Source organism: Levilactobacillus suantsaii (genome assembly GCF_004115745.1).
GTDB classification, from domain to species: domain Bacteria; phylum Bacillota; class Bacilli; order Lactobacillales; family Lactobacillaceae; genus Levilactobacillus; species Levilactobacillus suantsaii.
On the sequence record NZ_QXIL01000011.1, the window covers coordinates 1 to 23577 of the forward strand.

Here is a 23577-nt window from a genome sequence, read left to right on the forward strand (position 1 = left end):
TCGCCCCCGTAAGGTCTTAGGCTGGAAGACACCATCTGAAGTTTTCTTCGGTAAAAAGTTACACTTGATTTGACAATTCGTCCCGGTAAAATCAGGTGGCTTGGTATCATGGCGCTAAAGTGTCCATGAGACACATTAGGGAGGCCAAATATGACACACGACATCGTTTTACCGCCAGCCACGGCGCAATTACTGGTGCAGCACCTCAGTGCATGGGCCCAGTGGCAACGGACCCGTGATCCATTAACGGCAGCCGCGAGTTGGGACCAATTTATTGCGAAGAGCCGCGATAAGGCCCAGTGGGAAGGGGGCATGACCACGGAAATCGACCAGTGGGAAGCCTTGCACGACCTGTTAGTGACCTTAGAGACCGATTTGGCAGCAGACTAAAAAAGAAGCACGACGAGAAAAACTCGTCGTGCTTCTTTGTGCCATGAACCAGGTCACCCTGGTTGTTTTTAGTGGCTTTAATTTATTGTTCTTCGTACCATGAGTAGTGGAAGTCACCCTTACGGTCCCGACGTTCGTAGGTATGTGCCCCGAAGTAGTCCCGTTGTGCTTGTAACAAGTTAGCAGGCAAAACTTCGGCCCGGAAACTGTCGTAGTAGGTGATGGCAGCGGAGAAGCTTGGTACCGGAATACCAGCTTGAACGGCCAAGGCAACCACGTCACGGACGGATTGTTGATACTTCTTGGAGATGTCCTTGAAGTAGTCGTCAAACAACAAGTTGGTCAACTGAGGATCCTTGTCGAAGGCGTCGGTGATGTTTTGCAGGAATTGGGCCCGGATAATGCAACCGCCACGCCAAATCTGTGCTAATTCACCAAACTTCAGGTCCCACTTGTAGGTTTCAGAAGCGACCCGGAGTTGTTCGAACCCTTGGGCGTAACTCATCAACTTACTGAAGAAGAGGGCTTGACGAACCTTTTCGACGAATTCGTCTTTATCGCCAACGTCGACCTTACCTTGCTTTTCAGCAGCTGGTAAGACCTTGGAAGCCTTGACCCGTTCGTCCTTCATCATGGAGATGTAACGCGCGTAGACGGATTCAGTGATAACTGATTGTGGGACTTGAATGTTCAATGCATCTTCAGAGCTCCACTTACCAGTTCCCTTGTTGTTCCCACGGTCAAGAATGGCATCAACGATTGGCAAGTTCTTGTCGTCGCCTAAGTCATCCTTGCGCGTCAGAATATCAGCGGTGATTTCAACTAAGTAGCTGTCCAATTCACCCTTGTTCCATTCCTTGAAGATGTCAGCCATCTCGTCAACGGAAATACCGGCAACGTTACGCATGATGTTGTAGCTTTCATCGATCAGCTCTTCATCACCGTATTCAATCCCGTTGTGGACCATCTTAACGTAGTGGCCAGCACCGTTAGGGCCGATGTAAGTGACACAAGGCTTGCCATCTTGGGGCGCCTTAGCGGAGATTTGTTCTAAGATAGGCGCAACTAAATCGTAAGCTTCCTTTTGGCCACCAGGCATCAAGGATGGGCCTTGTAAGGCACCCAGTTCACCACCGGATACCCCCATGCCGATAAAGTTGATTCCGGACTTGTCGAGTTCGGCGTTACGCGCCATCGTGTCGTGGAAGTTGGTGTTCCCACCATCGATCAAGACGTCACCCTTATCCAATAATGGTAAGAGTTCTTGAATAACAGCATCGGTTGGCTTTCCAGCCTTAACCATTAACAAAATCCGCCGTGGTGTTTCCAGTGACTTCACGAAGTCAGCGACGTTGTAACTCGGGATCAGCTTCTTATCGCTGTGGTCCTTCATGACGTCCTTCGTCCGGAAATCAGAACGGTTGTAAATGCCAACCGTGTAACCGCGGCTTTCAATGTTGAGGGCTAAGTTCTTGCCCATGACTGCCATCCCAACAACACCAATGTTTGCTTTTTGATCTGCCATTAGTAACCTTCCTTTATGTTCAGAATTAAATCAGGCCTTACAAAGATAAGTGTATCATCTCACAATCTGAAAGTGAACTATTTTACCCCTGATTGTTTGAAAATTATGCTTGGTTTTCAATCAGAAGGTGGCAATGACTAGTTTCAGTTTTGGGGATGCCAAGACTGTCAGCCCTTTGAGACGGTAATCGCTATCATAAGAATAATTGTCCTGAGACCACAAACGCGGTATGTTAGATAATAATCGAAACTTACGGGAGCGTGGTTGATATGGTCACTTGGGAAGCTAAGACTTTTGCGGAACTAACCGCTAAGGAATTTTATGACGTTTTTTATGAACGCATTCGCACTTTCGTGGTAGCCCAGCAACGAATTTATCAGGAGTTAGATGCCGTGGATAAAACGGCCCGCCATTTGTTAGGGTATCAAGGTGGCAAATTAGTGGCTTACGCCCGCGTCTTTCGAACGGACGATCACGCTACTTTTGGCCGCGTCTTGACCGTGCCGGAAGTTCGTGGGCAAGGCCTGGGGCGGCAGTTGATGCAACAAATCACCACCGAATTGGCCCGTCACTTTGCGGACCAACCGGTGGTGATCGAGGCCCAGGTCGATAAACAGGGCTTTTATGAAAAATTCAATCATATGCCGGTGGGACAGCCCTTTTTGTTTCAACACACGCCCCATATTAAGATGCAACGGCGTGATTAACGCAACAGGTAACCACCATCGACCGGGATCGTGGTCCCCGTCACGTAGTTAGCTGCGGGACTGGCCAGAAAGACCAGTGTCCCCATGAGTTCCTGAGGTTGGGCCCAGTGACCGGCGGGAATGTGAGCCAGAATCTCTTGGTTACGTTGTGGGTCGGCTTGCAGTGATTTGGTCATTGGTGTGTCGATGTAGCCCGGCGCAATGGCGTTGACCTGGATATTATCAGCGGCTAACGCATCGGCGTAGGCCTTGGTCAAGCCCACGACGCCGTGCTTACTGGCGGCGTACGGGAAAATATTTTTCCCAGCACGGAAGGACTGCATAGAACCCACGTTGATGATCTTACCGTGTCCTTGTTGGGCCATGACCTTGGCGACAGCGTGAGAAAGGTAGTACAGGGCATTCAAATTCAACTCAATCACTTTACGCCAGTCTTCGTCTTGATAGTCACGCCAGTTCTGGCGAATCGTCCGGCCGGCGTTGTTAACCAGAATATCAATGTGGTCGAACTCTTCTTGGGCGATTTTAACGATTTTGGCGGGCGCTTCGGGTGCAGTGAGGTCACACTTCAAAAAGGCCACTTGACCGGAGAAAACATCGGGCAAGGAACGTAAATCTTCCCAGCCTTTATCGGTTCGGCTGACGACCAGGACGTGTGCCCCGGAACGCAAGAGTGCCTTGGTGTAATAGAAGCCTAGACCCGAAGCACCACCGGTGACGATGGCCACTTGGTCGTCCAGGCGAAAGAACTCAGTTGAAAAATCAGGTGAATTGGACATAAGCAAAACTCCCTTGCAATTAGTTGGCGGGTGACCAGGCGCGGAATATGTATTTTTAATCAAGTTGCGCCGCGTTGGGACCCGGTTAAACGATTAAACCGCTTTCATCATAAATCTTTTTTTGAAAAGTTGTCAATTCGAGGTGGGCCGGTTCAAGTCATTTGGGGACCGGTGGCCGTGAGAAAATGCGTGGGCCACACGGTGTGGGACCAGGATGGTGCATGGGCAAGATATTTACACAAAATCTACCATTCTTAGACCAGTTCTTTACATGCAGTTGGTAAGCTTGTTTCTGCATTAGAGAAAGGGGAACGAAAAAAGATGATTTTGCGACGGGTTTTATTGAGTGTGAGCTGCGCCCTGGCTTTGTTTGGAGCGACGGGGAGTCCGGCACTAGCTGCTGCCACCACTGCGACTGATACGGCATTACAGCCAACTGTTTCACAGACGAAAACGCCGGCCATCAACCTCACGGGGGCACCTAATGCCCGGGACATGGGCGGTTACCGGACTAAGAGTGGCCAAAAGGTCAGACTAGGCCGGCTCTTACGGAGTGATTCTTTGGACAAGTTGACCGCTGGCGACATGGTGCAGTTACAATCCAGCTTGCACTTGAAACAGGTCGTTGACTTACGGACGACGGACCAGATCAAAAAGAGCCCTGACCAACTGATCGAAGGCGTCAACTATCTGCAAGCGTCCGTATTGGGGACACGGTCGAACTACGATGACGACGATACGGGGATGTACCACGACATGGCCTTCAAACCAGCTGCCAAACGTAGCTACCACACGTTGTTGACGTTGATGGCCGCCCAGAAGAAAGGTAGTCTACTGTTCCACTGTTCTCACGGGATGGACCGGACCGGGACGGCTGCGGCCATCATCTACACGATTTTAGGCGTCAGTCGTCGTGATATCCAACGCGACTACCTCTTATCCAATACGCAACTGAACGTGACCTGGGCTAAACCGGCGTTACTGAACCAGTTTTTCCAAGACGTGAAGGGCCAATACGGCTCGATGAGCGCTTATATCCACAAAGGCTTAAAGATCACGCCGGCCCAAGAAAAGGCCATTCGGCACCACTACTTAACGCCGGCTCACTTGACCCATTAAATTGATTTTAAAAATTAAAGCAGGTTATCCAGCTAATCATATGCTGGATAACCTGCTTTTGCGTGACGGAGGTCACAAAAAAAGAGCCTGGTAAGCAAGCTCTTGTTTCGATGTTTCGGTTTTTAATCATGCTTAGTGGTTGAGTCGGTAGATCCATTCCCGGTGGTCCCGTTGAATCAATTCTTCAGCGGAAGCCGGTCCCATGGAGTGGGGCGTGTAGTTCGGGAAGTTTGGTTCTTGCAGGTCCCAAACCCGGCGAATCTGGTCAACGAACTTCCAAGCATAAGCCACTTCTGGCCAGCTAGAGAAGTTGGTACCGTCGCCCTTTAAGACGTCGTGTAAGAGGCGTTCGTAAGGTTCTGGCGTCTTCTTGGACTTCTGAGCGTCCACCAGGTAGTCCAACTTGATGGGTTCCGTCTGGAAGCCGGTGTCGTTGGTCTTGGCGTTTAATTGCAGGGAGAAGCCAGCGTGTGGTTCCACGAAGATGGTCAAGACGTTAGCAGCGAGTGGCGTCGATTTGCTTTGTGGGAAGGCAAAGATATCGACGAGCGGCCGTTTGAAGACCACGTCAACCCGGGTGAACTTATCGGCTAACATCTTCCCGGTCCGGACGTAGAACGGCGTCCCTGACCAACGGTAGTTATCGAAGAGGAGCTTCCCGGCAACGAACGTTTCAGTCGTTGAGTCATTCGGGACGTTGTCTTCGTGGCGGTAGTCGGGTTGATCATCGATGGCGCCGTATTGGCCGCGGACGAAGTTGGTCGCAGCGGCAGCCACGTTATAGACCCGTAAGCTCCGCAGTGCCTTGACTTTTTCGGCCCGGATGTCGGTATCCGTGAAAGCGACAGGTTGTTCCATAGCCAGTAGACTGACGATTTGCATGATGTGGTTTTGGACCATATCCCGTAAGGCCCCGCTATTGTCGTAGTAGGAAGCCCGTTCTTCGACCCCGAGTTTTTCGGACAGGGTGACTTGGATATTATCGATGTACCGGTTATTCCACAAGGATTCGACCAGGGTGTTGCCAAAGCGGATGGCTTCGATGTTTTGAATCATTTCCTTCCCCAAGTAGTGGTCGATGCGGAAGATTTGGTTTTCATCGAACGATTCACTGAGGGCGTCGTTCAATTGCTTAGCGGAATCGTAATCGCGGCCAAACGGTTTTTCGATGACCAGCCGGTTAAAGGCCCCTTTATTAGTGGACATTAAACCTTGAGTCTTCAGGTCATGAGCGATGGTCCCGAAGAATTGCGGTGCCATCGACAAGTAGAAGATACGATTTCCTTGCAACTTGTACTTCTTATCGAGCTTGTCCAGAAGGTCCTTGACCACGGCATAGTGCGCAGTGTCGGTCACGTCATGGGCTTGATAGTAGAAGTGTGACGCAAAGTCGGTGACTTCCTTAGATTCGACCCGATTCCCGGTGTCGGCCAATGATTTCTTGACGGCCGTCCGGAACTTTTCGTGATCCATCGCCTGCCGGGACGTCCCGACTACGGCGAAGTGGGTCCGTAAATTGCCTTTGCGATATAAATTAAAGAGACTAGGGTAGAGTTTCCGGTATGCTAAGTCACCGGTCCCACCGAAGAATAAGAATAAAGCTGTACGTTCAGTTGCCACGAGATAGTCACTCCTTAAAATGAAAACAATTTAGTTAGATGTGTTCAACGAGTTACGCGGAAAAACGGACATTTTTCCTAAATGGTTGCGAGTGGGGCAAGTCAACCCGCAACGAGTGATCACAACAGCTTATCTAGACCACTTCGTCAATTATTATACGCTAATCGAGCGGAGAAAGCGACCCCTTTAAAGCAAGAAATTGAATTTTTGACAACCGGTTGCAATCCCTATTTAACAGCGTTTACAATCAGAAACGATTTTTCATGAAAACGGAAACAAATATCGCCATTTTTTCTGAAAATGAGTTCGCTTTGCCTGACAAGTGTAATCGCTATCGCGTTAAGAGTAGCAAAAATCAATGGGAGAGGGAAGAAATTGGCTTAGGGGCCGCCAGTTTGGAAAGTGGCAGAATTTTGAGTTCGTGGATCAGTCGGTTAATTTGGCGGAATATATTATAGAATGACAAGCCTAGCGAGAGGTGGAAACCACTAACAAAAAGTTACAAAGAGGTTAAAATTCATTAAACCTGCAATATTTTGTCATCAGAATGTAAAAAGTCTGTTATACTACGAAGCGAATTAATAAATCATGCCGGTTAAAAATGACCAGCACAGAGTGAAGGAGTCGGAGTAATGAAAAAGTTTATGGTAGCCTTGACTGGCTTGGTCACGTTAGCAACTGTCGGTGCGGCAATGCCTGCACCAACGCTGACGGCGAACGCCGCCAAGAAGACGTCCAGTTACGTAAGTCCGAGTTTAAGCGTTAACAAGATTTACAGTAACTCAAAGAAGATTACGGGGAAAGCAACTAAGGGCTCCAAGATTACGGTTAAGAAGACGAAGCACGCTAAGAAGAACCTGGCGACAGCTACGGCTTCTAAGAAGACCGGGAAGTACACGGCCAAGTTATCCAAGACGCTGAAGAAGAACAGCAACGTCTACGTTTACGCCCGCAACCCAAAGACTAAGGCTTACTTCTACCGAATCATTCGGGTCCAAGCAGCCAGCACCAAGGCAGCCACGAAAAAGACGACGAAAAAGACCACGACTAAAAAGTCCACGAAGAAGTCAACTAAGACGGCTAGCTTCTCTGTGAAGACGCCAACGGGCACTTGGAAGTCCAACACGGCCAACAAGTACTCGCAAGTCTTCGTCTTCAGCCAGAAGAAGGGCTTCAACCAGACACTGTACAAGAATGGTAAAAAAGTGAAGAAGTTAGTGTCCTACGCGACCTACAAGGTAACGCCAAAGACTAAGACCTTCTGGAAGATCACTTACACGCGCCACAACAAGAAGGGCAGTTTCTACATGCGCTTCACTTCGGCGAAGAAGTTCAAGATTGTGAACTCCAAGAACCGTGTCATCAAGACTAAGGCCGGCGTTGCGCCAGCCGCTAAGTGGACGTTTACTAAGAAGTAAATGATACCCACAAAATAGTAATGAAAGACGACTTGTGACTATTCGCAAGTCGTTTTTTGTCGGCTTTTTCGGCAAGTTGATTCAGTCACTTAACGACAGTGAGGTGATGGAAATCAGGGGGCAGTTGGACGTGGAAAAGCCGATTGACGGGGAATTAAGCTGGGCGAGATAGGCCTTGAGTATTTCATTAATCGTCTGATAAATAAGTTAACAACAATGATAATATCGTAAATAAGCTATTCACAGCGAAGACATTTTAAACTTGTGGTAGACTAAAGGAGGTTTAATCAATTCGTCTATTCTAGAGGGGGTACATAATAACAGTAAAGTGGTTTGAAACCGACTTGCTTACACTGGTTGGACGCTTTGTGTGGCGTCTGTTGTAAGCGCAACCACTAAGGCTGAAGTCAACGCAGTTGTGAACGACAACATCCCATTCTGGCGATGATGGTGAACGTTGGTAGTAGGACGTCATCGGTGGTTCAATCCGGTGTCATCACGGTAGCCAGCACTGCCAAAGATGGGCAGTACTAGGTCCATAGTTTTAAGTAGTTGGAGGAATGTAAAATGGTTATGAGAATAAGAGAAAAGTGGATTCAAGTGGGCTTACTAGCGGTAGTGGTAACGCTCTTGGCACTGTTGGGAATCAATCCAGCGACCAAGGCGCAAGCCAGCAGTACGCTTGCTGACGGTGAATACACCGTCCCAGCAACCTTCGTGAAAAGCACAGATACCAGTTCGACATCAGCAGCTGCCCAGTATTTTGCGACTTCAGCAACCGTCACCGCTAAGAACGGGACGTATGATGTCACCTTACCCATCAAAGAATCGGGACAGCAGTATATTAAAACTGTCACGGTCAATGATCAAGATGATAATGTCGTTAGTGGGACTAATTTGGTCTTTTCCGTGACCAGCACGGCCACGCAGATTCCGATTACGTTCACCCTCGATTTGTCGTCGGTCGGCATGGGAACCATGACGGAACCAGCCATTTTAGAGTTAGATTGGTCATCGGCCGAGTCAGTCTCTAATGACGATAGTTCCTCCTCATCTAGTAGTTCGTCATCGTCAAGTAGTAGTAGCTCCTCTTCATCCAGTAGTTCGTCTTCGAGCAGTAGTAGTTCTTCCTCGTCTAGTAGTACACCTGCGACCGCTGGCTCAACTACCAGTGACACCGCGACTAGTGAGGCCAATGCTGTTAGCACTAAATCAACGGATCCTACCGCTGGCTGGACCTACCAAGTTTTAAAGGAGGATGGCAAGTCGGTTTCGGCGGCTAACCAGTTCTACACCCATACCGCCCAGGTGACTAAAGTTGGCGACCATTACCAGGTTAAGTTGACCGTGAAATACGCTAAGAATTCGGGGATGACCCAAAAGGGCTTTACGCCATTGACCGTCAACGGTGAAAAGGTCCAAAACGTAACGTACGGCACGAGCGGCAAATATTACACGAATACTTATACTTTCAACGTACCGTCATTGAAGACGTTGAAGCACTTACTTAAGGGGACCCTGCACGTCACGGTACCGACTGTAGGCATTGACGAAACCTTTACAGTTCAATTCAAGTTCAGTCACAATGGGTCAGCTGCAACGGGGACCAGCGCGGCGAATAAGACCGCAAGTGGTAGTCAAGCCGACCAAGCTAGTGCCAGTGACACCGATCCAACGGCCACTACGACCGGAAGTACCGCTGCTGATACGGGCACGTTACCACAAACTCGTGATCACGTGGCCTTTGGTGCCATCGCGTTTGGTATCGTTGGGTTGATTAGCAGTGTCATCTTTTGGAAGCGGGGGATTTAAGATGAAAGCAAAATGGCTCTTAGCGGCGGCGATTGTCGCTCTGAGTACCTTGGGCCTAGCCACGACCGCGCAAGCTAAGTCGGTGACCTATTCGGCATTGACTTACGGCACGAATAAGACCTCGATGGCCAGCAAGTACTTTGTTCGACCAGCGAAGGTCACGGTCAAAAACGGCAAGTACTATGTGACGATGCGGTTAAAGACGGCTAACGCATTAGGGAAGTACCCAGTTAAAGTCTTAAAAGCTAACGGGCAGACCCCACAGAACCTCAAAAAGGTGCATCAATCGGGGAGTTACAATTTATACTACTCGTTCACCGCAACGGCTAGCCAAATGAAAAATAAGATTACGGCAAAGCTGGCCATCAACGTTTTGCACGTATACAAAGCCAAGCACAACATTTCGTTTAAATTCAAGCAATCGCAATTACCCAGTTTGAAGAAGCAGAAGCATACCAGCCAAGCCGCTGTCGCAACTGCGACAACTAGTAGTAGCTCCGCAAAAAAAGCACAAGCACTGCTGCCCGCCATTCCCAACCCGCTTCTAGCAGCAGTGTAGCATCATCGAAAGCGCAAAAGACGCCGACCACTGCGGCGTCCCACAAAGCCGCAAGCTCGACTTCCAGTAAAAAGCCGGCATCGTCTTCTAGCTCAAAGCCGAGCCAAAGTTCGAGTTCGGCCGATCAGGTCGCGGCGGCCCAGTCTAGTAGTCCATCCAAGCATGTGACCCACAAGACACAGGACCTCAAGGCCCAATCGGCCGCACCTCAATCTGGGATGAAATGGCTCTTAAGCGGTGCCATTGTCCTGGTCTTGATCCTTATCGGTGGGGCGACTTGGATTGCCCGGCGGCACGCGCCGAAACATTAACTTAGCAACAATGATGATTAAAAAGAACGCATCCGGAAATTAATTCGGATGCGTTCTTTTTAATAACGGTGTTTAGTTGGTGGCCAATTGTTGGTGCGGAGTTGGTTCCAGCTTAGTGGTGTGGGGCTTGTAAACAATTAAGCGCATCGCGTTGAAGATAACGACGAGGATGGAAGCCTCGTGGACGAACATCCCACTGGCCATGTAGATGTAGCCGTAGACCAAGCCAATCAATAAGAAGACGACAGTCAAAATGGCAATCGTGATGTTTTGTTTGGTGTTGGCAGCCGTCTTACGGGCTAAGCCAATCGCGTGGGTCAACGCGGTGAAGCTGGACTGCATCAGGACCACGTCAGCCGTTTCGATGGCCACGTCGGTCCCACCACCCATGGCAATCCCGATGTTAGCGGTCGCCAGTGATGGGCTGTCGTTGATGCCGTCCCCAACGAAGGCAACGTTACGACCTTGGTCTTGGAACTGCTTGACGTAGTCGACTTTATCAGCCGGGAGTAAGTCGGCGTGGACTTCGTCGATGGCTAACAAGGCTGCCACGGCGTTGGCTGTCGCTTGGTTGTCCCCGGTCAACATGACTAGATGCTTGATGCCCTGGCGCTTTAAGGCGGTCAAAGCGGCGGGGACTTCGGGCCGGATTTGATCGGCAATTCCGAAGATGTAGGCCAATTGTCCCTGGTAACCCACTAAGACGGTGGATTGACCGGCGGCTTGTAGGGCGTCTAAATCAGCATTTTGGGCGGCGGTCAAGGCGATGTCATGATCAGCTAAAAGCTTGGTATTACCGACGTATAAGGGGGCATCTTGCCAGGTACCAATCATGCCTTGGCCCTTGATAGTGTCGGTCTGCATAGTGGTCGCGTTAGTTGGCAAACTAGCAGTTAAATGTTGCTTGATGGCTTGGGCCAATGGGTGGTCGGAAGCCTGTTCGATTTGGGCCACTCCACCGAGGAGATTGTCATCGGTAGTGTAGCGTTTGGTGGCGGCGACCGTCATTTTTCCGGTGGTCAAGGTTCCGGTCTTATCGAAGACCAGCGTGTCGACTTTGCTCAAGCTGTCGACCACGTCGCCGCCTTTGATCAAGATGCCGTTCTTGGCCCCGTTACCGATACCCGCCACGTTGGAGACCGGCGCCCCGATGACTAAGGCCCCCGGGCACCCTAAGACCAGCACCGTGATGGCCAGGCGAAAGTCTTGAGAAATCAGAAAAACGAGAATGGCGATGACCAGGACGGCGGGCGTGTAGTATTGGGCGAATTTATCGATGAACTTTTCGGCGGGAGACTTGGTGTCCTGCGCTTCTTCGACCAGGTCGATAATCTTAGCGAAAGTAGTTTCGTCGCCGACCTTGGTGGCCTTGATCTGGACTGTACCGCTTTCGACGATGGCGCCGGAATAAACAGCGTCACCGACTTGTTTACCGACGGGTCGGGATTCACCGGTGATGGAGGCTTCGTTCACGTACCCGGAGCCGTCAGTGACCGTGCCGTCAACGGGGACTTGGCCCCCGGCTTTGACTAAGACCACGTCACCTTCATCCAAATCGTCGACGTCGACTTCACTGGTGGCACCGGTGCTGTCGAGTAAGAGTGCGGTCGTCGGGGCCATTTCGGTCAGCGATTTGATGGCGCCGCGCGTCTTGGCCAGGGTCTTTTGTTCCAGGTAGGATCCGAACAGAAAGAGGAAGGTCACGATGGCTGACTCCTCAAACTGACCGATAGCAAACGCCCCAATGACGGCGATGCTGACCAGAAGTTCGATACTGAAGACGCGGGCCTTCAGGGCACCAATCGCCCGTAAGACGATGGGGGCGGCTGCGATGATCGATGCGATGATCCAGACCGTTGCCGTCAGGTAGCTGAGGTGGACGAACCAGGAGTTGAGAAATCCCAGAATGATCAATCCTGCCGACCAGAAGGTGATGGGCGTGGTGTGTTGAAAGATGTAACGTTGAAATGCCATGTAAGTCGTTCCTTTCTATTAAGTGGGGAAGTTGATTAAATATGCTTGCCTCAATTGCTGACTCTAGTATGCCCCCACCCGGGATTAGTTAACTTGACGTGAATCAAGTTGGCGGAAAAAGATTAAAAATTATGATGAGACTAGATTAAAGTAGCGGTCAAGCCTTGATATTAGGGCTTGACCGCTACTTTAGCACGATTGACTTGTTGGGAGAGATTAGCCGTGGTGTTCACTATTTCTATGCTGACTATCATGAACAATGATCATTTTAACGGGAAGACTGCCTAAATTTCCCCAATTATGTGGTAACTGGGAATTAAGGTGGGTTGCGTCGCCCGGGTAGAGTTTGTAAATTTGGTCGTTAATAATTAAGGTTAACGTCCCAGCGAGAATGTACAAAAATTCTTCGCCCTCATGAGTGTATGCCTTGGGTAGCTCCTTGGCTTCGGTTGGCAACAAAATTAATAACTCCGGTTGCATAGTTAGCGTAGTAGATTTAGAACTGAGTGGTTTATAAATGGCGTGATTGAGCTGTTTATCAATTTTTTGGTTGTAGCTTCGAATAATGATTTGATCGTCACTATCATCGTCGAAGAAGTATTGGATAGTGACGTTAAAGACGTCAGCTATTTTTTTAAGGTTAGCGACGTCAATCGTTGTCTTTCCTCTTTCAAATTGAGAAATAAATCCAATTGATAGGTCGACTTCAGCTGCAAGTTCCTTAAGCGTCTTCCCACTTTGGGTCCGTAGAGCTTTTAATTTTTCCCCAATGTTCATGGTTAGATAACCCCTTTAATTAGACTTGATGCTACCCTAATTATCGTCGAAGGGGCGATAAAAGACAATACAGCTGAAAATGAAAATGTTCGTTAATTATTATACTAAAATGAAATTATAAGCGTTTAAATGTTGATTATTTTATATTCGTGAATTATAATAATGCTCGATTAATCAAGTTAAAAAGTGAGCATGTTCGTAAAACGATGACAAAATGAGAATGATAGGTACTTTGAAAAATGTGATGTCTGCGACTACGGGAAATTTATTGATTAAGGTTAATGACCGTCATCAGGAATCCTAGAATGGTCCAGATTCATGAAGACTTAAGCACCCGATGCCGTAGTGATTACCTGAGCAAATGGTTGGATTTGAAATAGGGGGATTTCAAGATGGGATTACGGAAGCTGGCGAGTTTTAGACTGACGAAAAAAAAGACTCGAGGATACGCACAAAATCAAGCGCAGGCTCAACCGGAACCAGAGATTGATCTACAAGATGATGGTGAGATGACGCTTGATGCCGCGCCAGACACGGCTCATTTTCGCCGTGAAATCAGTAAAGGAACGTTCATTAGTCTGGGGTTCTTATTGTTATTAGGCATTTATTTCTCAAGTGTGATGGGGTTTGGGACTATGTTCAGTGTCGTCATGAGTACGGCCCACGACCTCTTATTAAATACGATTTTTTACATCATGGGTGTGGCCGTCTTAGCTGGTGCGGTCTCAACGTTGTTTTCTGAATTTGGAGTTACGGCACTGTTAAATAAATTACTGGCTCCGTTAATGAAGCCGCTGTTTAACTTGCCCGGTGTGGCTTCTCTAGTGGCAATCACGACTTACTTTTCTGATAATACGGCGGTGGCTGTTGTGGCTCAGGATCCGTCGGTTGCGAAGTACTATAAGAAGTACCAGTGGGTCACCATGATTAATTTGGGGACCACCTTCGGGATGGGGATTATCCTTGCCGGAGGAATCTTGGGCATTCAGTCCGGGAAGTTTGTATCGTGTGTGGCGGTTGGGTCGTTATGCACAATCGTAGGTGGGGTAGTCAGTAATCGACTATTAATGTGGAAGACCAAGAAAATGTATGGTATGGACGCGGACGTTGACGAGAAGTGTCTGGCTAGTGACTTGGAACCAGCGCCGAAAGGTTACCGGAGAATTCGAGACGGTGGCCCCTTCCAGCGGGGACTGAGTGCCGCGTGTGATGGTGGTAAAGTTGGGGTTAACTTGGGGATGTCGATTATCCCTGGTGTCTTGATTTTCACCACGTTAGTTATGATGTTGACCAATGGTCCCAGCGTGGTTCACGGACATGAAGTGTATCAAGGCGTGACTTACGAAGGGACGGGCTTGTTACCAATGCTGGGCGATAAGCTGTCGTTCATTCTACAGCCCCTGTTTGGTCTGACAAATTCACAGACTCTGGGCCTACCTTTAACATCATTAGGGGCTGCCGGCGCCTCACTAGCTGGGGCTAAGCAAATGGCAGATGCCGGAACGATTGGGATGCATGATATGACAGTCTATTTTGCCATCGCGTGGTGTTGGTCAGGGTTCTTATCCGCTCACGCCTCGATTGCCGATACAATGAAGACACGTGAAATTACAACTTTTGCTATGTTCGCACAATTGATTGGTGGCTTAGTTGCGGGAGTGGTCGCAAATTATGCGGCACAGTTGATCTTTTAGATGTCATAAGAAAGAGGGATGATGATGAAAAAAACGATTGGATTTATTGGCGGCGGTAACATGGGACGAGCGATGATGGCCGGTTTGCTTAAGTCGGGGCAGTATCAGCCGACTGAGGTTTACGTGTTCGACCCTTCAGTTAAAGTGCGGAAGCATTTAGAGGATACTTTGGGTGTACAACCGACCACGACTGTTGAAGATTTGGTTGATAACGCAGGGATTATCGTCTTAGCCGTTAAACCTCAGGTATTGAACCAGGTCTTGGCGAAAATCAATGGTAGGGTTAATGAACAGCAACTCGTGATTTCAATTGCGGCGGGGGTCACTTTGGCCCAGTTAGCAGCGGGGTTAACCGGTCGTTTGAAACTGATTCGGGTGATGCCAAATACACCAGCATTGGTGGGAGCAGGAATGGCAGCCATTGCTACGAATGAGAACGTTGATGAGCAGGAAAAGCAATTGGCGGTTACGCTGTTTAGCAGTTTTGGCTTAGCCAAGGTAGTACCAGAACATCTTATTGATGCAGTTGTCGGTGTCTCTGGTTCTGGACCCGCCTACGTTTATTTATTCATCGAGGCGCTGGCCGATAGTGCAGTGCTTGAAGGGATGCCAAGAAAAGATGCCTATGAATTTGCGGCTCAAACTGTTCTGGGATCGGCCAAAATGGTATTGGAAACACGGGAACACCCGGGCAATCTAAAGGACATGGTTTGTTCCCCTGCTGGAACCACGATTACAGGTGTCCGGGTCTTAGAAACTGGGGGCTTCCGGGGATTAGTTATGGATACGGTTCACGCTGTGGCGGAAAAGAACCGCCAAATGGCTGAATGAAAGGCAGCGCTTAAGAGTCATAATTGACGAGTAACCTAAAAAGGGACCCAACAGAAAGTAATCTTCTGTTGGGTCCCTTTAGGTAACGCGGCTCGTAGTCCGCAGTCAACTTTAGTCATCATCATCGTCGTCTTCGTCTAAGCCGTCGCGGGCGTCGTTACCCAAGATGGCTTGGAGTTCGCGGATGATGTGGTTATTCGTGCCGCGCAGGGTGGTCAAAAAGGCGGCCAGGGCTGGACGATCTTCTTTTGCGGCCAGCTTGATGGCCCGGTCGATAAAGAGGTTGTGCGTGTCCGCATCGTGGACTAATTCATCAACTTGGTCGGTAGCGGACAAGTATTTCTTGGCACCACTTTCCTCTAACATGTTGTACTCCCCAAATTCTTGGGTGGTCGTCGAGACCAGTTCCCCTTCGTCGAGCAATAGTTCACCGAGCGCATCGAATTGCTTGCGGTAGGTGGCGATGTAATCCGCTAAGAGATCGCGGACGCTGGGAGCGAGTGGGCCTTTGACAGACCAACGGACTTGGTGGAACTTCACAATCGAGATGTGTAAGTTAGCCAGGATATGGTTGGTCATGGCCCCGGCCGTCGGGACGTGGTGGTCGTGGTCGGCTTGGGCTTGTTCAGCGGCGTAACGGTCTTCAATCGTGGTGGTCATAGGAAACTTCCTTTCTACTTGTCGAGGGTCTTAACTTTAGCGCTTTTTACGGTGTATCCCAGGTCGGTCACCACGTTAGCGAGGTCGTCGGCAGAAGTCTGACTGTCGTCAAATTCAGCTTTGATTTTGCTGGCGTTGAACAGAACTTTGACGTCATCGACACCGGCTTGGTGGGACAAAGCACCTTCAATCTTGGTCATGCAAGATGGGCAAGTCAGGTCGTCTAATTTCATGGTTACTTTAGTCATATTGAATTCCTCCTGTCTTGATTACAAGTCTTAGTATAGGGGGACCAGGGGTGAAAAAACTTGACTCAAATCAAGTTACACCAAAAAGTCTGTGGAATTCCCCCTTTTTCTAGGATTGCCGTGATGAGGGGCGGCGGTTGAGTTTTAGGCCAAATATGCGACAATGAGAGCAGAAAGTCGAATAAGCGAGGGAATTGAAATGTGGAAAACAAAACAGGAAGTCAGTTTGGTGGGCATCCTCGCGGCAACGCTACTGTTGAACGCCGCGGCAGCCTGTATGTGGCCATTAACGACGGTCTACATGCATAACCAGTTGCATCAAACCCTGGCGTTGGCCGGGGTGGCGCTTTTGGGGATGTCTCTGTGCATGATTCTCGGGAATTGGTTAGGCGGCTGGTTGTTCGACCACTGGTCACCGTTTAAATCAAGTTTGCTGGGGACCACCTGCTCGTTAGTACCGATGGTGCTCTTGATTTTCTTCCACGGCTGGCCAATTTTTGGCCTGCTCTTACTGCTGATTGGGTTGGGCGACGGCATCGTGATGACCGTCGTGAACTCGTTTGCGGCTAACGTGAAGAGTATCCCGAGTCGACGGGTTTTTAATTATTTATATATCGGCATGAACCTAGGGGTCGTAATCGGGACCTTGATGGTGGGTTACCTGATGAAGTACGGTGTGGTCTTAGTCTTCATGGTCGCCAGTGTCTTTTACTTGGTCTTACTCCTCATCTTGTTGGCGGACTTTAACGTGGTGCTGGTCACCGCGACTAAGGCTCGTGAACAGGGCCCGGCCAAGCCGGCACATTTGCGTTTGATTTGGTTGATTGCAACGATGGTCTTTTGCTTGTACTTAAGCTATACCTTGTGGGAAAGTGTGATTTCGGTCCACATGGTCAACCTGGGGATTTCGTTTGAGAAATACAGTCTGTTATGGACGCTCAATGGGTTGATGATCGTCTTCGGCCAACCGTTAGCGAACCGGATTGGAGCCAATTTTAAACTCAGTACCCAAATCTTTGCCGGGACGTTGATTTTTACGTTATCGTTCCTATTATTGGTGTTTGACCGAACTTACAGCATGTTCGTTTTGACCATGGTCATCCTCACGTTAGGAGAAATGACCGGATTTCCGGGGATACCTGCATGGATTGATAATCTAGCAGGTAACAATGACAAGGGGAAATTTCAGGGCCTCTATAATATGGCGATTTCCTTGGGCCGAGCGGTCGGGCCACTTTACGGTGGGCTGCTAATCGAGTATGGCAGTTACCAGGCGCTGTTCTGGTCGGTCACCATTTTGATGCTGGTCGCACTACTCGCCGTGATGGGGCATAATCGGCAGATCCGACACCGCCGGATAAAACAAGATTAAATTCAACAAAATTAAAGCAGGCGCGGAAAGATTTCCGCGCCTGCTTTTTATAACTATTGTGATTATTGCTTTTCTTGCAAGAACCCTTGTTGCCGCAACGCCGCCAAAATACCAGCCCGTTGTTGCGGGTCACGGCTGAATTCGGTGACGATGTGGTGCGTGAAGGTCTCTTCGCGTTGGTTGGTTGACCGTTGTTGGTAATATGTTTTGAGCAACGCATCGTAAGCCACCAAGTGTGGTTCTGTGGCCGTGATGGGCTGGTACTGGTTCTCGAAGTGGATCAACTCTTGGGGTAAGCGCGGTTTCTGTTCTGGTTGTTCTGCCGGGTGACCGATGGCCAAACCCAAAATAGGGAAGGTCAATTCGGGAAGGTCGAACAACTGGATGAGACGAGGGACGTCGTTCAAGATACTGCCCATGATGGTACTCCCCAGGCCCAGACTTTCGCCCGCCGTGACCACGGCTTCGGTCGCGATGGTCGCGTCAAAGATACCGGCCAAGAGTTTGTCGACACTGTGGAGGTTTTCCGCCGTGGTTGCCGACGTGGGAACTAGTTGTTGATTGCGGTATTGGTCGACCAGGAAAATGAAGTAGTGGCCGGCCTTTTCCAGCCAGTGATGGCCGGTGATGTCCCCCAAGACCGCTAGCTTGGCGGGGTTGGTCACGCTGAGAATGCTGTATTGTTGGGAAAAGGTACTAGTGGCTGAATGCTGGGCCGCATCAATCAAGGTGTGGACCTGGTCAGTCGTCAATTTTTCAGGTGTGAATTTGCGGACGCTTCGGTGTGCCAATAAAGTGTCTAAAGCAGTATTAGGCATGGGCAGTCACCTCCTGAATCCGGGTGACCATTGCCTGGTACACGCGCTTTTCGTCAGCTGGGACCCCGCGAAGTTCGTAGTTGGCGATGAACGGGGCGTTGAAGCGCTTGGCGTAGCGCTTAGCCGTCAAACAGTACTGTTCATTGAAGTTCCGGTTGCCACTACCGACAATGCCGATCAGGTGCGTGGCGTTGTCACCAAAGTCGATATATTCACCCATCACGTTGGTCATGAGTTCTTTGACCCCGTTGTCAATGCCGTTACCGCCATCTAAATAGGTAGGAACGAAACAGAAGTACGGCGTTGTTTCGGGCGTAAAGTCGCTAGCTTCGCTGATCTCGGTGGCATCAATCGTCGGTTGAGTCGCGTCAGCGTCGTGTTGGGTCTGGGCATAAGCCGTTAGGTGTTCAACGAAGTTACGGGTGTTGCCCTCGATTGAAATGAATAAAATCCGTAGTGGTTGCATATCGGTTCCTCCGGTCTTTGAGTTTAGTTCTAGTGTACACGGATTTAAGTAAAATTGCGCGTGAAGTTTGCGCGATTATGTGGTCAAATCGAGCGGACTGTTGATGGCAATGAAGGCGATACTGCGGGTTATCAGGGTGAGCTAGATTGAAAAAGGATAACCTGTCTAAAGCGCACCAAAATCGAGAATTTGCCTAATGAAAACGCTTAACTATAATTTTTCATTAAAAAACACTTACGCGAAAAATTTTTTCTGGTAGAGTAATCCATTGTGTAAACATGAAAGAAGAGTGAAAACCAATGGACACAGTAGAAAATAACCAAGCAGCTGCGGCTAAAACAGCGCGAGTTCCCGTCGCTCATCCAATGTTAGCGATGATGGGGATGCTGATTGGAGGCTTCGTGGGGATGTTCAGTGAAACGTCATTGAACATTGCCTTGCCACAATTGATGGCGCAATTAGGCGTCTCCACGGCAACGGTGCAATGGCTTGTCACCGGCTACATGCTGATGATTGGGATTGTTTTACCGTTATCAAGTTTAATTACAAAATGGTTTACGACGCGGCAAGTGATTTTGTTTGCCTTAGCTGACTTTGCCGTTGGGGCAGCAATTTCTGCCCTGGCACCAGGCTTTGGCGTTTTGTTAGTTGGCCGGATGATTCAGGGGATTGCCACTGGATTGATTCTGCCGTTGATGTTTACGGTTGCGATGCAGATCTTCCCGCCGTACAAGTTAGGTGCGGCGATGGGCATCGTCGGACTGGTCATTATGTTCGCTCCCGCGGTGGGGCCAACGTTGGCTGGTTTAATCTTAGGGATTGCGTCATGGCGCTGGATTTTCTGGATCTTTATTCCATTCTTAGCGATTGCCTTTATCTTCGCCGTGACGTCCTTAAAGAACATTGCCCATGTTACCCGGCCAAAGGTCGACTTCATTTCCATCCTATTATCAATGGTTGGATTTGGGAGCCTGGTTGTCGGCGTTAGCTTAGCCAGTGACTATGGTTGGGCTTCTGCCGCCGTTATCGGCAGCATTGTCTTAGGGATCGTTGTCTTAGCATGGTACACTCATCGTCAATTGACCATGGAACACCCCATCTTGAACCTGCGGGCCTTCTCCATCCCGGGCTTCCGGGTCGGAACTGGCCTGGTCATGGTCAACTTCGGAATTATCTTATCCGCGATGTACCTCTTACCAATGTACATCCAAAAGGGGCTGTTAGTGCCAGTTGCGTTGACCGGGATCATCATGTTCCCCGGTGGGATTATGAACGCCATCGTTTCTGCTATTTCTGGCCGGATGTACGACCAAGTCGGCGCTCGGAAACCCGCTATCTTGGGCTTCATCATTTCGATGGTCGGTGCTTTGATGTTGGCCTTGACCAGTGCGCAGAGTACGATTGCGTATGTCATTGCCGCCCACGTCATCTTGATGATCGGGGCACCGATGGCGATGTCACCATCGCAGACCCACGGGTTGAACTCCTTGACCGGTCCGGTTGCGGCCGATGGGAGTGCCATCATGAACACCTTACAACAGGTCGTTGGGGCCATCTCAACGGCGATTGCCACTAGTCTGTTAGGGATTGGCCAAGCTGCTTACATGGCCAACGGGGCCACGAATAAGGCCGCTGACGCCTTCACGAACGGGGCGCACTACGGGTTCTACTTCACCTTCGTCTTGGCATTGGTTGGTTGCCTCTTAGCCTTCCGGTTACCGAAGAAGGAGAAGTACTCCACTAAAGAAAACTAAACCTGTTCAAACAGGATTTAAACGAGAGCCTGGACGTTATCTGTCCAGGCTCTTTTTTGTTTTCGTGGAGATTTAATGGTTAGAAAATAGTCCACGGATAGTGTAACCCGTGTAGTGTCTTGTTAGATGCGGCGACAAACTTATTAACTGGTTCACAACTGCTGGGCCTCACCGCCAACTGTGCTATGCTTCAGTCAAGCCTAACCGCGTACTGGCTTGGCTGGTGTTGGGCGGGATTCACATGGTAAATGGGAACCCGGCTAACGGTCATCGGAGCATTCAATTCGCGGGGGTAGGGTCTAAACGGATCGGTACTTTCGGGACCACACTCACGCCTCATTATGGCTACAGGACCGACGTTTGCCAGTCTTGCAGTGCCTGACTGATCTGATTGGGGGAACCGGGTTAGTGAGGAAACGGGTGACTAATTGGGGGATTGGTCATCTTAGAAACACAAAGGGCCCATTAGCCGGCGAACCGCCGGCTAATGGGCCTACTTTAGTGGTATTAAGTTGTGGTCTTGTGGTGTTTCGATGGGTCGGCCGTCGTCGTCAATTGCTTAGGCACGACCGGGTTCACGGTGACTTCGAACCAATTGATGAAGGAGTTTTCGTAATCCAACACCTTCAGGTCGAAGTTTTCTAGGTGAATCACATCGTTGGCCTGGACGTCGGGGTAATTGTCGATGATGAACCCTGCCAGAGTGACGATATCCGTGGATTCGAATTCCTTGATATCCACGTTGAAGTACCGTTCGAAGTCGTAAGTGGTCATCTTCCCACTAACCTGGAAGGTGCCCTTGGGTTGCTTGAAAATGTACTGGTCGTTGGCATCGTCGATTTCATCGCGGACGGTCCCGAAGAGCTCTTCGTAGATGTCCTTGTCGGTGATGATTCCGGAGGTGCCCCCGTACTCATCAACCACGACCACAATTGGCGTTTGGTGCTTGATCATTTGCTGTAAGACCTGCGTGATGGGCGTGGTCTCGGGTGTCGTGGTGATGTCTCGTAACAGCTTGTCGATGCGAATTGACGAATCGACTTGTTGTTGACGGACTAGGTCATAGTTATACACATAACCCAGAATTTTATCCTTATCATTATCCGCCACGACGGGCAAGCGGCTAAACCGTTCTTGCAGATACATCGTGACGGCTTTTTTAACCGTGGACGTAATGTCGATAACCGTCAATTGGGTCCGGTCAATCATGATGTCCTTGGCGACCTTATCGTTTAATTCAAAGGCCCGTTGCATGTAGACCAGGTCGTTTTTTTCCAACTCCCCACCTTCAACGGCGCTTCGAGAAAGGTTCAAGATTTCAGCTTGCGAGAAAACTTCGTCGCTTTCATTAGCGACCTTTAAGCCCATCATCTTGACGACTCCCGTGGCGCTGGTATTCAAAAGCCAAACGAACGGGTAGAACAAGACATGGCAGTAATGTAGCGGAGTGACAATCAGCATCAACACCCGCATGGGCATATCGATACTGATATTTTTCGGCACGATTTCGGTGAAAACCACTTCGAGGTAGGTCAAGACCAGGACCCCGATAATGGCACTTATCGTGTGCGCCGTTCCGCTATTAACGTGCATCGGGGCAATGCCCGCCAACAAGATGTCGACGAAGAACGTTTCCCCGATCCACCCGAGGATGATCCCCGCCAAGGAGACCCCCACTTGGGTGGTTGATAAATATTCATTTAAATTAGTGACCATTTTCATGGCCCGAGCTAACTTGGGGCTTGGCTTTTCCCGGGCGTCGATTTTTTCCTGCAACGCACTGGGACGCGTCTGCACCAAAGCAAACTCACAGGCAACAAAGAAAGCTGCAAAAAAGAAAGTAACTAAAATTATACCTAGATTTACAACTATCTGACCGCTATCCACACATCATTCCTCATTTCACTTTTCTATCCTTCTATTATAGCGCGACTGACCGCGTTTTTATAGGCATCAGATTGTAGCAAATTCTACGCTTCTGGCTATTTAAACGCAACTAAACTTTTTCGAAGTCCGGGAAAAAAAGGTGATAAATTTACTTAACGTTTTTGAAACCGTTTCCTTTATTGTAAATTGCGAGTTAGTCGCGATAATGAAATAAATCATCTCCGTGCTTAACGTTTTCATCAAAAAGGACTAGACTAATCTTAGAAACGTCAAAGGAGATTTTGGATTATGGCAGATACACCAAAGAAAGACAAAGCAGAAGAACCGAAAATTGACATTCCCGCAGAGGATGTTAAGAAAGCGGCTGCACTGATCTTAAAACCGGGGTATGTGACGAAACACGATCTACCAAAAATGGTAGAGTTGCCTTGGGCAACCGCTTTAGCGGATGCAGTGACGCAGCACTTCTTAACTGACGACGACGATCACGACCCGTACGTTTACTTCGAGCAATTCGACTTTGCGGGTGGGGACATCGATTCAATCATCTTTAACATGGACCTCATCCCAACCCGGGAAAAAGCTCTGGAAACGTTAGGCCAGGAGATTAACCAGAAATTGGTTACGCCACCGGAACACTTCGATCTTTAATTTTAGTAATAATTATCATAGTAAACACAGTTTGACGACTGAGACAGTTGCCTGTCATCAAAAAGTGCCTGGCCAATGACCAGGCACTTTTTGTCGTGTCAATCCAAATGATGTTAGCTTATATTAATGTGCCGGTTAGTGTCTAACAAAAGTCGTTGGTAACTGCGTGTCGTGAGGTAGTGTCTAGGAAGTCACGTCAGACATG

At 49.2% G+C, this 23577-nt stretch carries 22 protein-coding genes; 12 read left to right on the forward strand and 10 right to left on the reverse strand.

The window, feature by feature from the left end; translation table 11 throughout:
- Positions 1-150: 150 nt before the first annotated feature.
- Positions 151-390 (forward strand): hypothetical protein, encoded by a 240-nt coding sequence (locus DXH47_RS06705; protein ID WP_129032593.1) that lies wholly within the window; start codon positions 151-153, stop codon positions 388-390.
- 82 nt (positions 391-472) lie between these two features.
- On the opposite strand, the gene gndA is transcribed toward DXH47_RS06705, so the two are convergent.
- Positions 473-1915, reverse strand: a complete 1443-nt coding sequence (gndA, locus tag DXH47_RS06710) for an NADP-dependent phosphogluconate dehydrogenase (protein WP_129032594.1) — start codon at positions 1913-1915, stop codon at positions 473-475.
- Positions 1916-2184: 269 nt separating this feature from the next.
- Here gndA and DXH47_RS06715 point away from each other — a divergent pair, with 269 nt between their 5' ends.
- Positions 2185-2622: a GNAT family N-acetyltransferase gene (locus DXH47_RS06715; RefSeq protein WP_129032595.1), complete on the forward strand. Its 438-nt coding sequence runs from the start codon at positions 2185-2187 to the stop codon at positions 2620-2622.
- Here the strand turns inward: DXH47_RS06715 and DXH47_RS06720 are convergent.
- The gene (locus tag DXH47_RS06720; RefSeq protein ID WP_129032596.1) at positions 2619-3401 is read right to left on the reverse strand and encodes an SDR family oxidoreductase; all 783 of its coding nucleotides are present in this window, start codon (positions 3399-3401) and stop codon (positions 2619-2621) included. The two genes, DXH47_RS06715 and DXH47_RS06720, sit on opposite strands and share 4 nt — an antisense overlap.
- A gap of 321 nt (positions 3402-3722) precedes the next feature.
- Between DXH47_RS06720 and DXH47_RS06725 the strand changes: the two genes are divergently transcribed.
- On the forward strand, positions 3723-4520 hold the full coding sequence (locus DXH47_RS06725; protein WP_129032597.1) for a tyrosine-protein phosphatase: 798 nt from the start codon (positions 3723-3725) through the stop codon (positions 4518-4520).
- 132 nt (positions 4521-4652) lie between these two features.
- Here the strand turns inward: DXH47_RS06725 and zwf are convergent, their stop codons facing one another.
- The gene (gene zwf / locus DXH47_RS06730; RefSeq protein ID WP_129032598.1) at positions 4653-6140 is read right to left on the reverse strand and encodes a glucose-6-phosphate dehydrogenase; all 1488 of its coding nucleotides are present in this window, start codon (positions 6138-6140) and stop codon (positions 4653-4655) included.
- 632 nt (positions 6141-6772) lie between these two features.
- Here zwf and DXH47_RS06735 point away from each other — a divergent pair.
- The 4 genes from DXH47_RS06735 to DXH47_RS11670 all read left to right on the forward strand — a co-directional run bounded on the left by DXH47_RS06735 (position 6773) and on the right by DXH47_RS11670 (position 10240).
- Positions 6773-7558, forward strand: a complete 786-nt coding sequence (locus tag DXH47_RS06735; protein ID WP_129032599.1) for an Ig-like domain-containing protein — start codon at positions 6773-6775, stop codon at positions 7556-7558.
- 573 nt (positions 7559-8131) lie between these two features.
- Positions 8132-9370, forward strand: coding sequence for an NEAT domain-containing protein (locus DXH47_RS06740; RefSeq protein WP_170954974.1), 1239 nt, complete (start codon positions 8132-8134; stop codon positions 9368-9370).
- 1 nt (position 9371) lies between these two features.
- Positions 9372-9929 (forward strand): NEAT domain-containing protein, encoded by a 558-nt coding sequence (locus DXH47_RS06745; RefSeq protein WP_129032601.1) that lies wholly within the window; start codon positions 9372-9374, stop codon positions 9927-9929.
- A 164-nt stretch (positions 9930-10093) separates the two neighbouring features.
- A complete protein-coding gene (locus DXH47_RS11670; protein WP_170954975.1) occupies positions 10094-10240 on the forward strand; it encodes a hypothetical protein in 147 nt (48 codons plus the stop codon).
- Between the two features lie 72 nt (positions 10241-10312).
- On the opposite strand, the gene DXH47_RS06750 is transcribed toward DXH47_RS11670, so the two are convergent.
- Complete coding sequence (locus tag DXH47_RS06750; protein WP_129032602.1) at positions 10313-12214, reverse strand: heavy metal translocating P-type ATPase; 1902 nt, start codon at positions 12212-12214, stop codon at positions 10313-10315.
- A 216-nt stretch (positions 12215-12430) separates the two neighbouring features.
- On the reverse strand, positions 12431-12991 hold the full coding sequence (locus tag DXH47_RS06755; RefSeq protein ID WP_129032603.1) for a helix-turn-helix domain-containing protein: 561 nt from the start codon (positions 12989-12991) through the stop codon (positions 12431-12433).
- A gap of 392 nt (positions 12992-13383) precedes the next feature.
- Here DXH47_RS06755 and DXH47_RS06760 point away from each other — a divergent pair, with 392 nt between their 5' ends.
- Positions 13384-14685 carry a CD0519/CD1768 family membrane protein gene (locus DXH47_RS06760; RefSeq protein WP_129032604.1) on the forward strand — a complete coding sequence of 434 codons (1302 nt, stop codon included), beginning with the start codon at positions 13384-13386 and terminating at the stop codon, positions 14683-14685.
- 24 nt (positions 14686-14709) lie between these two features.
- A complete protein-coding gene (gene proC, locus DXH47_RS06765; RefSeq protein WP_129032605.1) occupies positions 14710-15516 on the forward strand; it encodes a pyrroline-5-carboxylate reductase in 807 nt (268 codons plus the stop codon).
- 111 nt (positions 15517-15627) lie between these two features.
- Here proC and DXH47_RS06770 read toward each other — a convergent pair whose 3' ends face one another.
- Together DXH47_RS06770 and DXH47_RS06775 are read right to left on the reverse strand one after the other, a co-directional pair.
- A complete protein-coding gene (locus DXH47_RS06770) occupies positions 15628-16176 on the reverse strand; it encodes a ferritin-like domain-containing protein (RefSeq protein ID WP_129032606.1) in 549 nt (182 codons plus the stop codon).
- Positions 16177-16190: 14 nt separating this feature from the next.
- Positions 16191-16424 carry a heavy-metal-associated domain-containing protein gene (locus DXH47_RS06775; protein ID WP_129032607.1) on the reverse strand — a complete coding sequence of 78 codons (234 nt, stop codon included), beginning with the start codon at positions 16422-16424 and terminating at the stop codon, positions 16191-16193.
- Between the two features lie 199 nt (positions 16425-16623).
- Between DXH47_RS06775 and DXH47_RS06780 the strand changes: the two genes are divergently transcribed.
- Complete coding sequence (locus DXH47_RS06780) at positions 16624-17796, forward strand: MDR family MFS transporter (protein WP_129032608.1); 1173 nt, start codon at positions 16624-16626, stop codon at positions 17794-17796.
- Between the two features lie 62 nt (positions 17797-17858).
- On the opposite strand, the gene DXH47_RS06785 is transcribed toward DXH47_RS06780, so the two are convergent.
- Together DXH47_RS06785 and nrdI are read right to left on the reverse strand one after the other, a co-directional pair.
- Positions 17859-18614, reverse strand: a complete 756-nt coding sequence (locus DXH47_RS06785) for an NADPH-dependent oxidoreductase (protein ID WP_129032609.1) — start codon at positions 18612-18614, stop codon at positions 17859-17861.
- The gene (gene nrdI, locus DXH47_RS06790) at positions 18607-19080 is read right to left on the reverse strand and encodes a class Ib ribonucleoside-diphosphate reductase assembly flavoprotein NrdI (RefSeq protein WP_129032610.1); all 474 of its coding nucleotides are present in this window, start codon (positions 19078-19080) and stop codon (positions 18607-18609) included. Before nrdI ends, DXH47_RS06785 begins: the two co-directional genes overlap by 8 nt.
- Positions 19081-19379: 299 nt before the next feature.
- Here nrdI and DXH47_RS06795 point away from each other — a divergent pair, with 299 nt between their 5' ends.
- A complete protein-coding gene (locus DXH47_RS06795; protein WP_129032611.1) occupies positions 19380-20834 on the forward strand; it encodes a DHA2 family efflux MFS transporter permease subunit in 1455 nt (484 codons plus the stop codon).
- A gap of 507 nt (positions 20835-21341) precedes the next feature.
- Here DXH47_RS06795 and DXH47_RS06800 read toward each other — a convergent pair.
- Positions 21342-22721, reverse strand: a complete 1380-nt coding sequence (locus DXH47_RS06800) for a hemolysin family protein (protein ID WP_129032612.1) — start codon at positions 22719-22721, stop codon at positions 21342-21344.
- Positions 22722-23009: 288 nt separating this feature from the next.
- Between DXH47_RS06800 and DXH47_RS06805 the strand changes: the two genes are divergently transcribed.
- A complete protein-coding gene (locus DXH47_RS06805) occupies positions 23010-23372 on the forward strand; it encodes a hypothetical protein (RefSeq protein WP_129032613.1) in 363 nt (120 codons plus the stop codon).
- Positions 23373-23577: the final 205 nt, after the last annotated feature.

Excerpts from the sequence above, each read along its gene's own strand:
- DXH47_RS06795 (WP_129032611.1), top strand. The coding sequence starts at position 19,380 with ATGGACACAGTAGAAAATAACCAAGCAGCTGCGGCTAAAACAGCGCGA.
- DXH47_RS06785 (WP_129032609.1), bottom strand. The coding sequence starts at position 18,614 with ATGCCTAATACTGCTTTAGACACTTTATTGGCACACCGAAGCGTCCGC.
- DXH47_RS06760 (WP_129032604.1), top strand. The coding sequence starts at position 13,384 with ATGGGATTACGGAAGCTGGCGAGTTTTAGACTGACGAAAAAAAAGACT.
- DXH47_RS06715 (WP_129032595.1), top strand. The coding sequence starts at position 2,185 with ATGGTCACTTGGGAAGCTAAGACTTTTGCGGAACTAACCGCTAAGGAA.
- DXH47_RS06750 (WP_129032602.1), bottom strand. The coding sequence starts at position 12,214 with ATGGCATTTCAACGTTACATCTTTCAACACACCACGCCCATCACCTTC.
- DXH47_RS06705 (WP_129032593.1), top strand. The coding sequence starts at position 151 with ATGACACACGACATCGTTTTACCGCCAGCCACGGCGCAATTACTGGTG.
- DXH47_RS06725 (WP_129032597.1), top strand. The coding sequence starts at position 3,723 with ATGATTTTGCGACGGGTTTTATTGAGTGTGAGCTGCGCCCTGGCTTTG.
- DXH47_RS06740 (WP_170954974.1), top strand. The coding sequence starts at position 8,132 with ATGAGAATAAGAGAAAAGTGGATTCAAGTGGGCTTACTAGCGGTAGTG.
- gndA (WP_129032594.1), bottom strand. The coding sequence starts at position 1,915 with ATGGCAGATCAAAAAGCAAACATTGGTGTTGTTGGGATGGCAGTCATG.
- DXH47_RS06775 (WP_129032607.1), bottom strand. The coding sequence starts at position 16,424 with ATGACTAAAGTAACCATGAAATTAGACGACCTGACTTGCCCATCTTGC.
- DXH47_RS06735 (WP_129032599.1), top strand. The coding sequence starts at position 6,773 with ATGAAAAAGTTTATGGTAGCCTTGACTGGCTTGGTCACGTTAGCAACT.
- DXH47_RS06770 (WP_129032606.1), bottom strand. The coding sequence starts at position 16,176 with ATGACCACCACGATTGAAGACCGTTACGCCGCTGAACAAGCCCAAGCC.
- DXH47_RS06805 (WP_129032613.1), top strand. The coding sequence starts at position 23,010 with ATGGCAGATACACCAAAGAAAGACAAAGCAGAAGAACCGAAAATTGAC.
- nrdI (WP_129032610.1), bottom strand. The coding sequence starts at position 19,080 with ATGCAACCACTACGGATTTTATTCATTTCAATCGAGGGCAACACCCGT.
- proC (WP_129032605.1), top strand. The coding sequence starts at position 14,710 with ATGAAAAAAACGATTGGATTTATTGGCGGCGGTAACATGGGACGAGCG.
- DXH47_RS06720 (WP_129032596.1), bottom strand. The coding sequence starts at position 3,401 with ATGTCCAATTCACCTGATTTTTCAACTGAGTTCTTTCGCCTGGACGAC.
- DXH47_RS06745 (WP_129032601.1), top strand. The coding sequence starts at position 9,372 with ATGAAAGCAAAATGGCTCTTAGCGGCGGCGATTGTCGCTCTGAGTACC.
- DXH47_RS06780 (WP_129032608.1), top strand. The coding sequence starts at position 16,624 with ATGTGGAAAACAAAACAGGAAGTCAGTTTGGTGGGCATCCTCGCGGCA.
- DXH47_RS06755 (WP_129032603.1), bottom strand. The coding sequence starts at position 12,991 with ATGAACATTGGGGAAAAATTAAAAGCTCTACGGACCCAAAGTGGGAAG.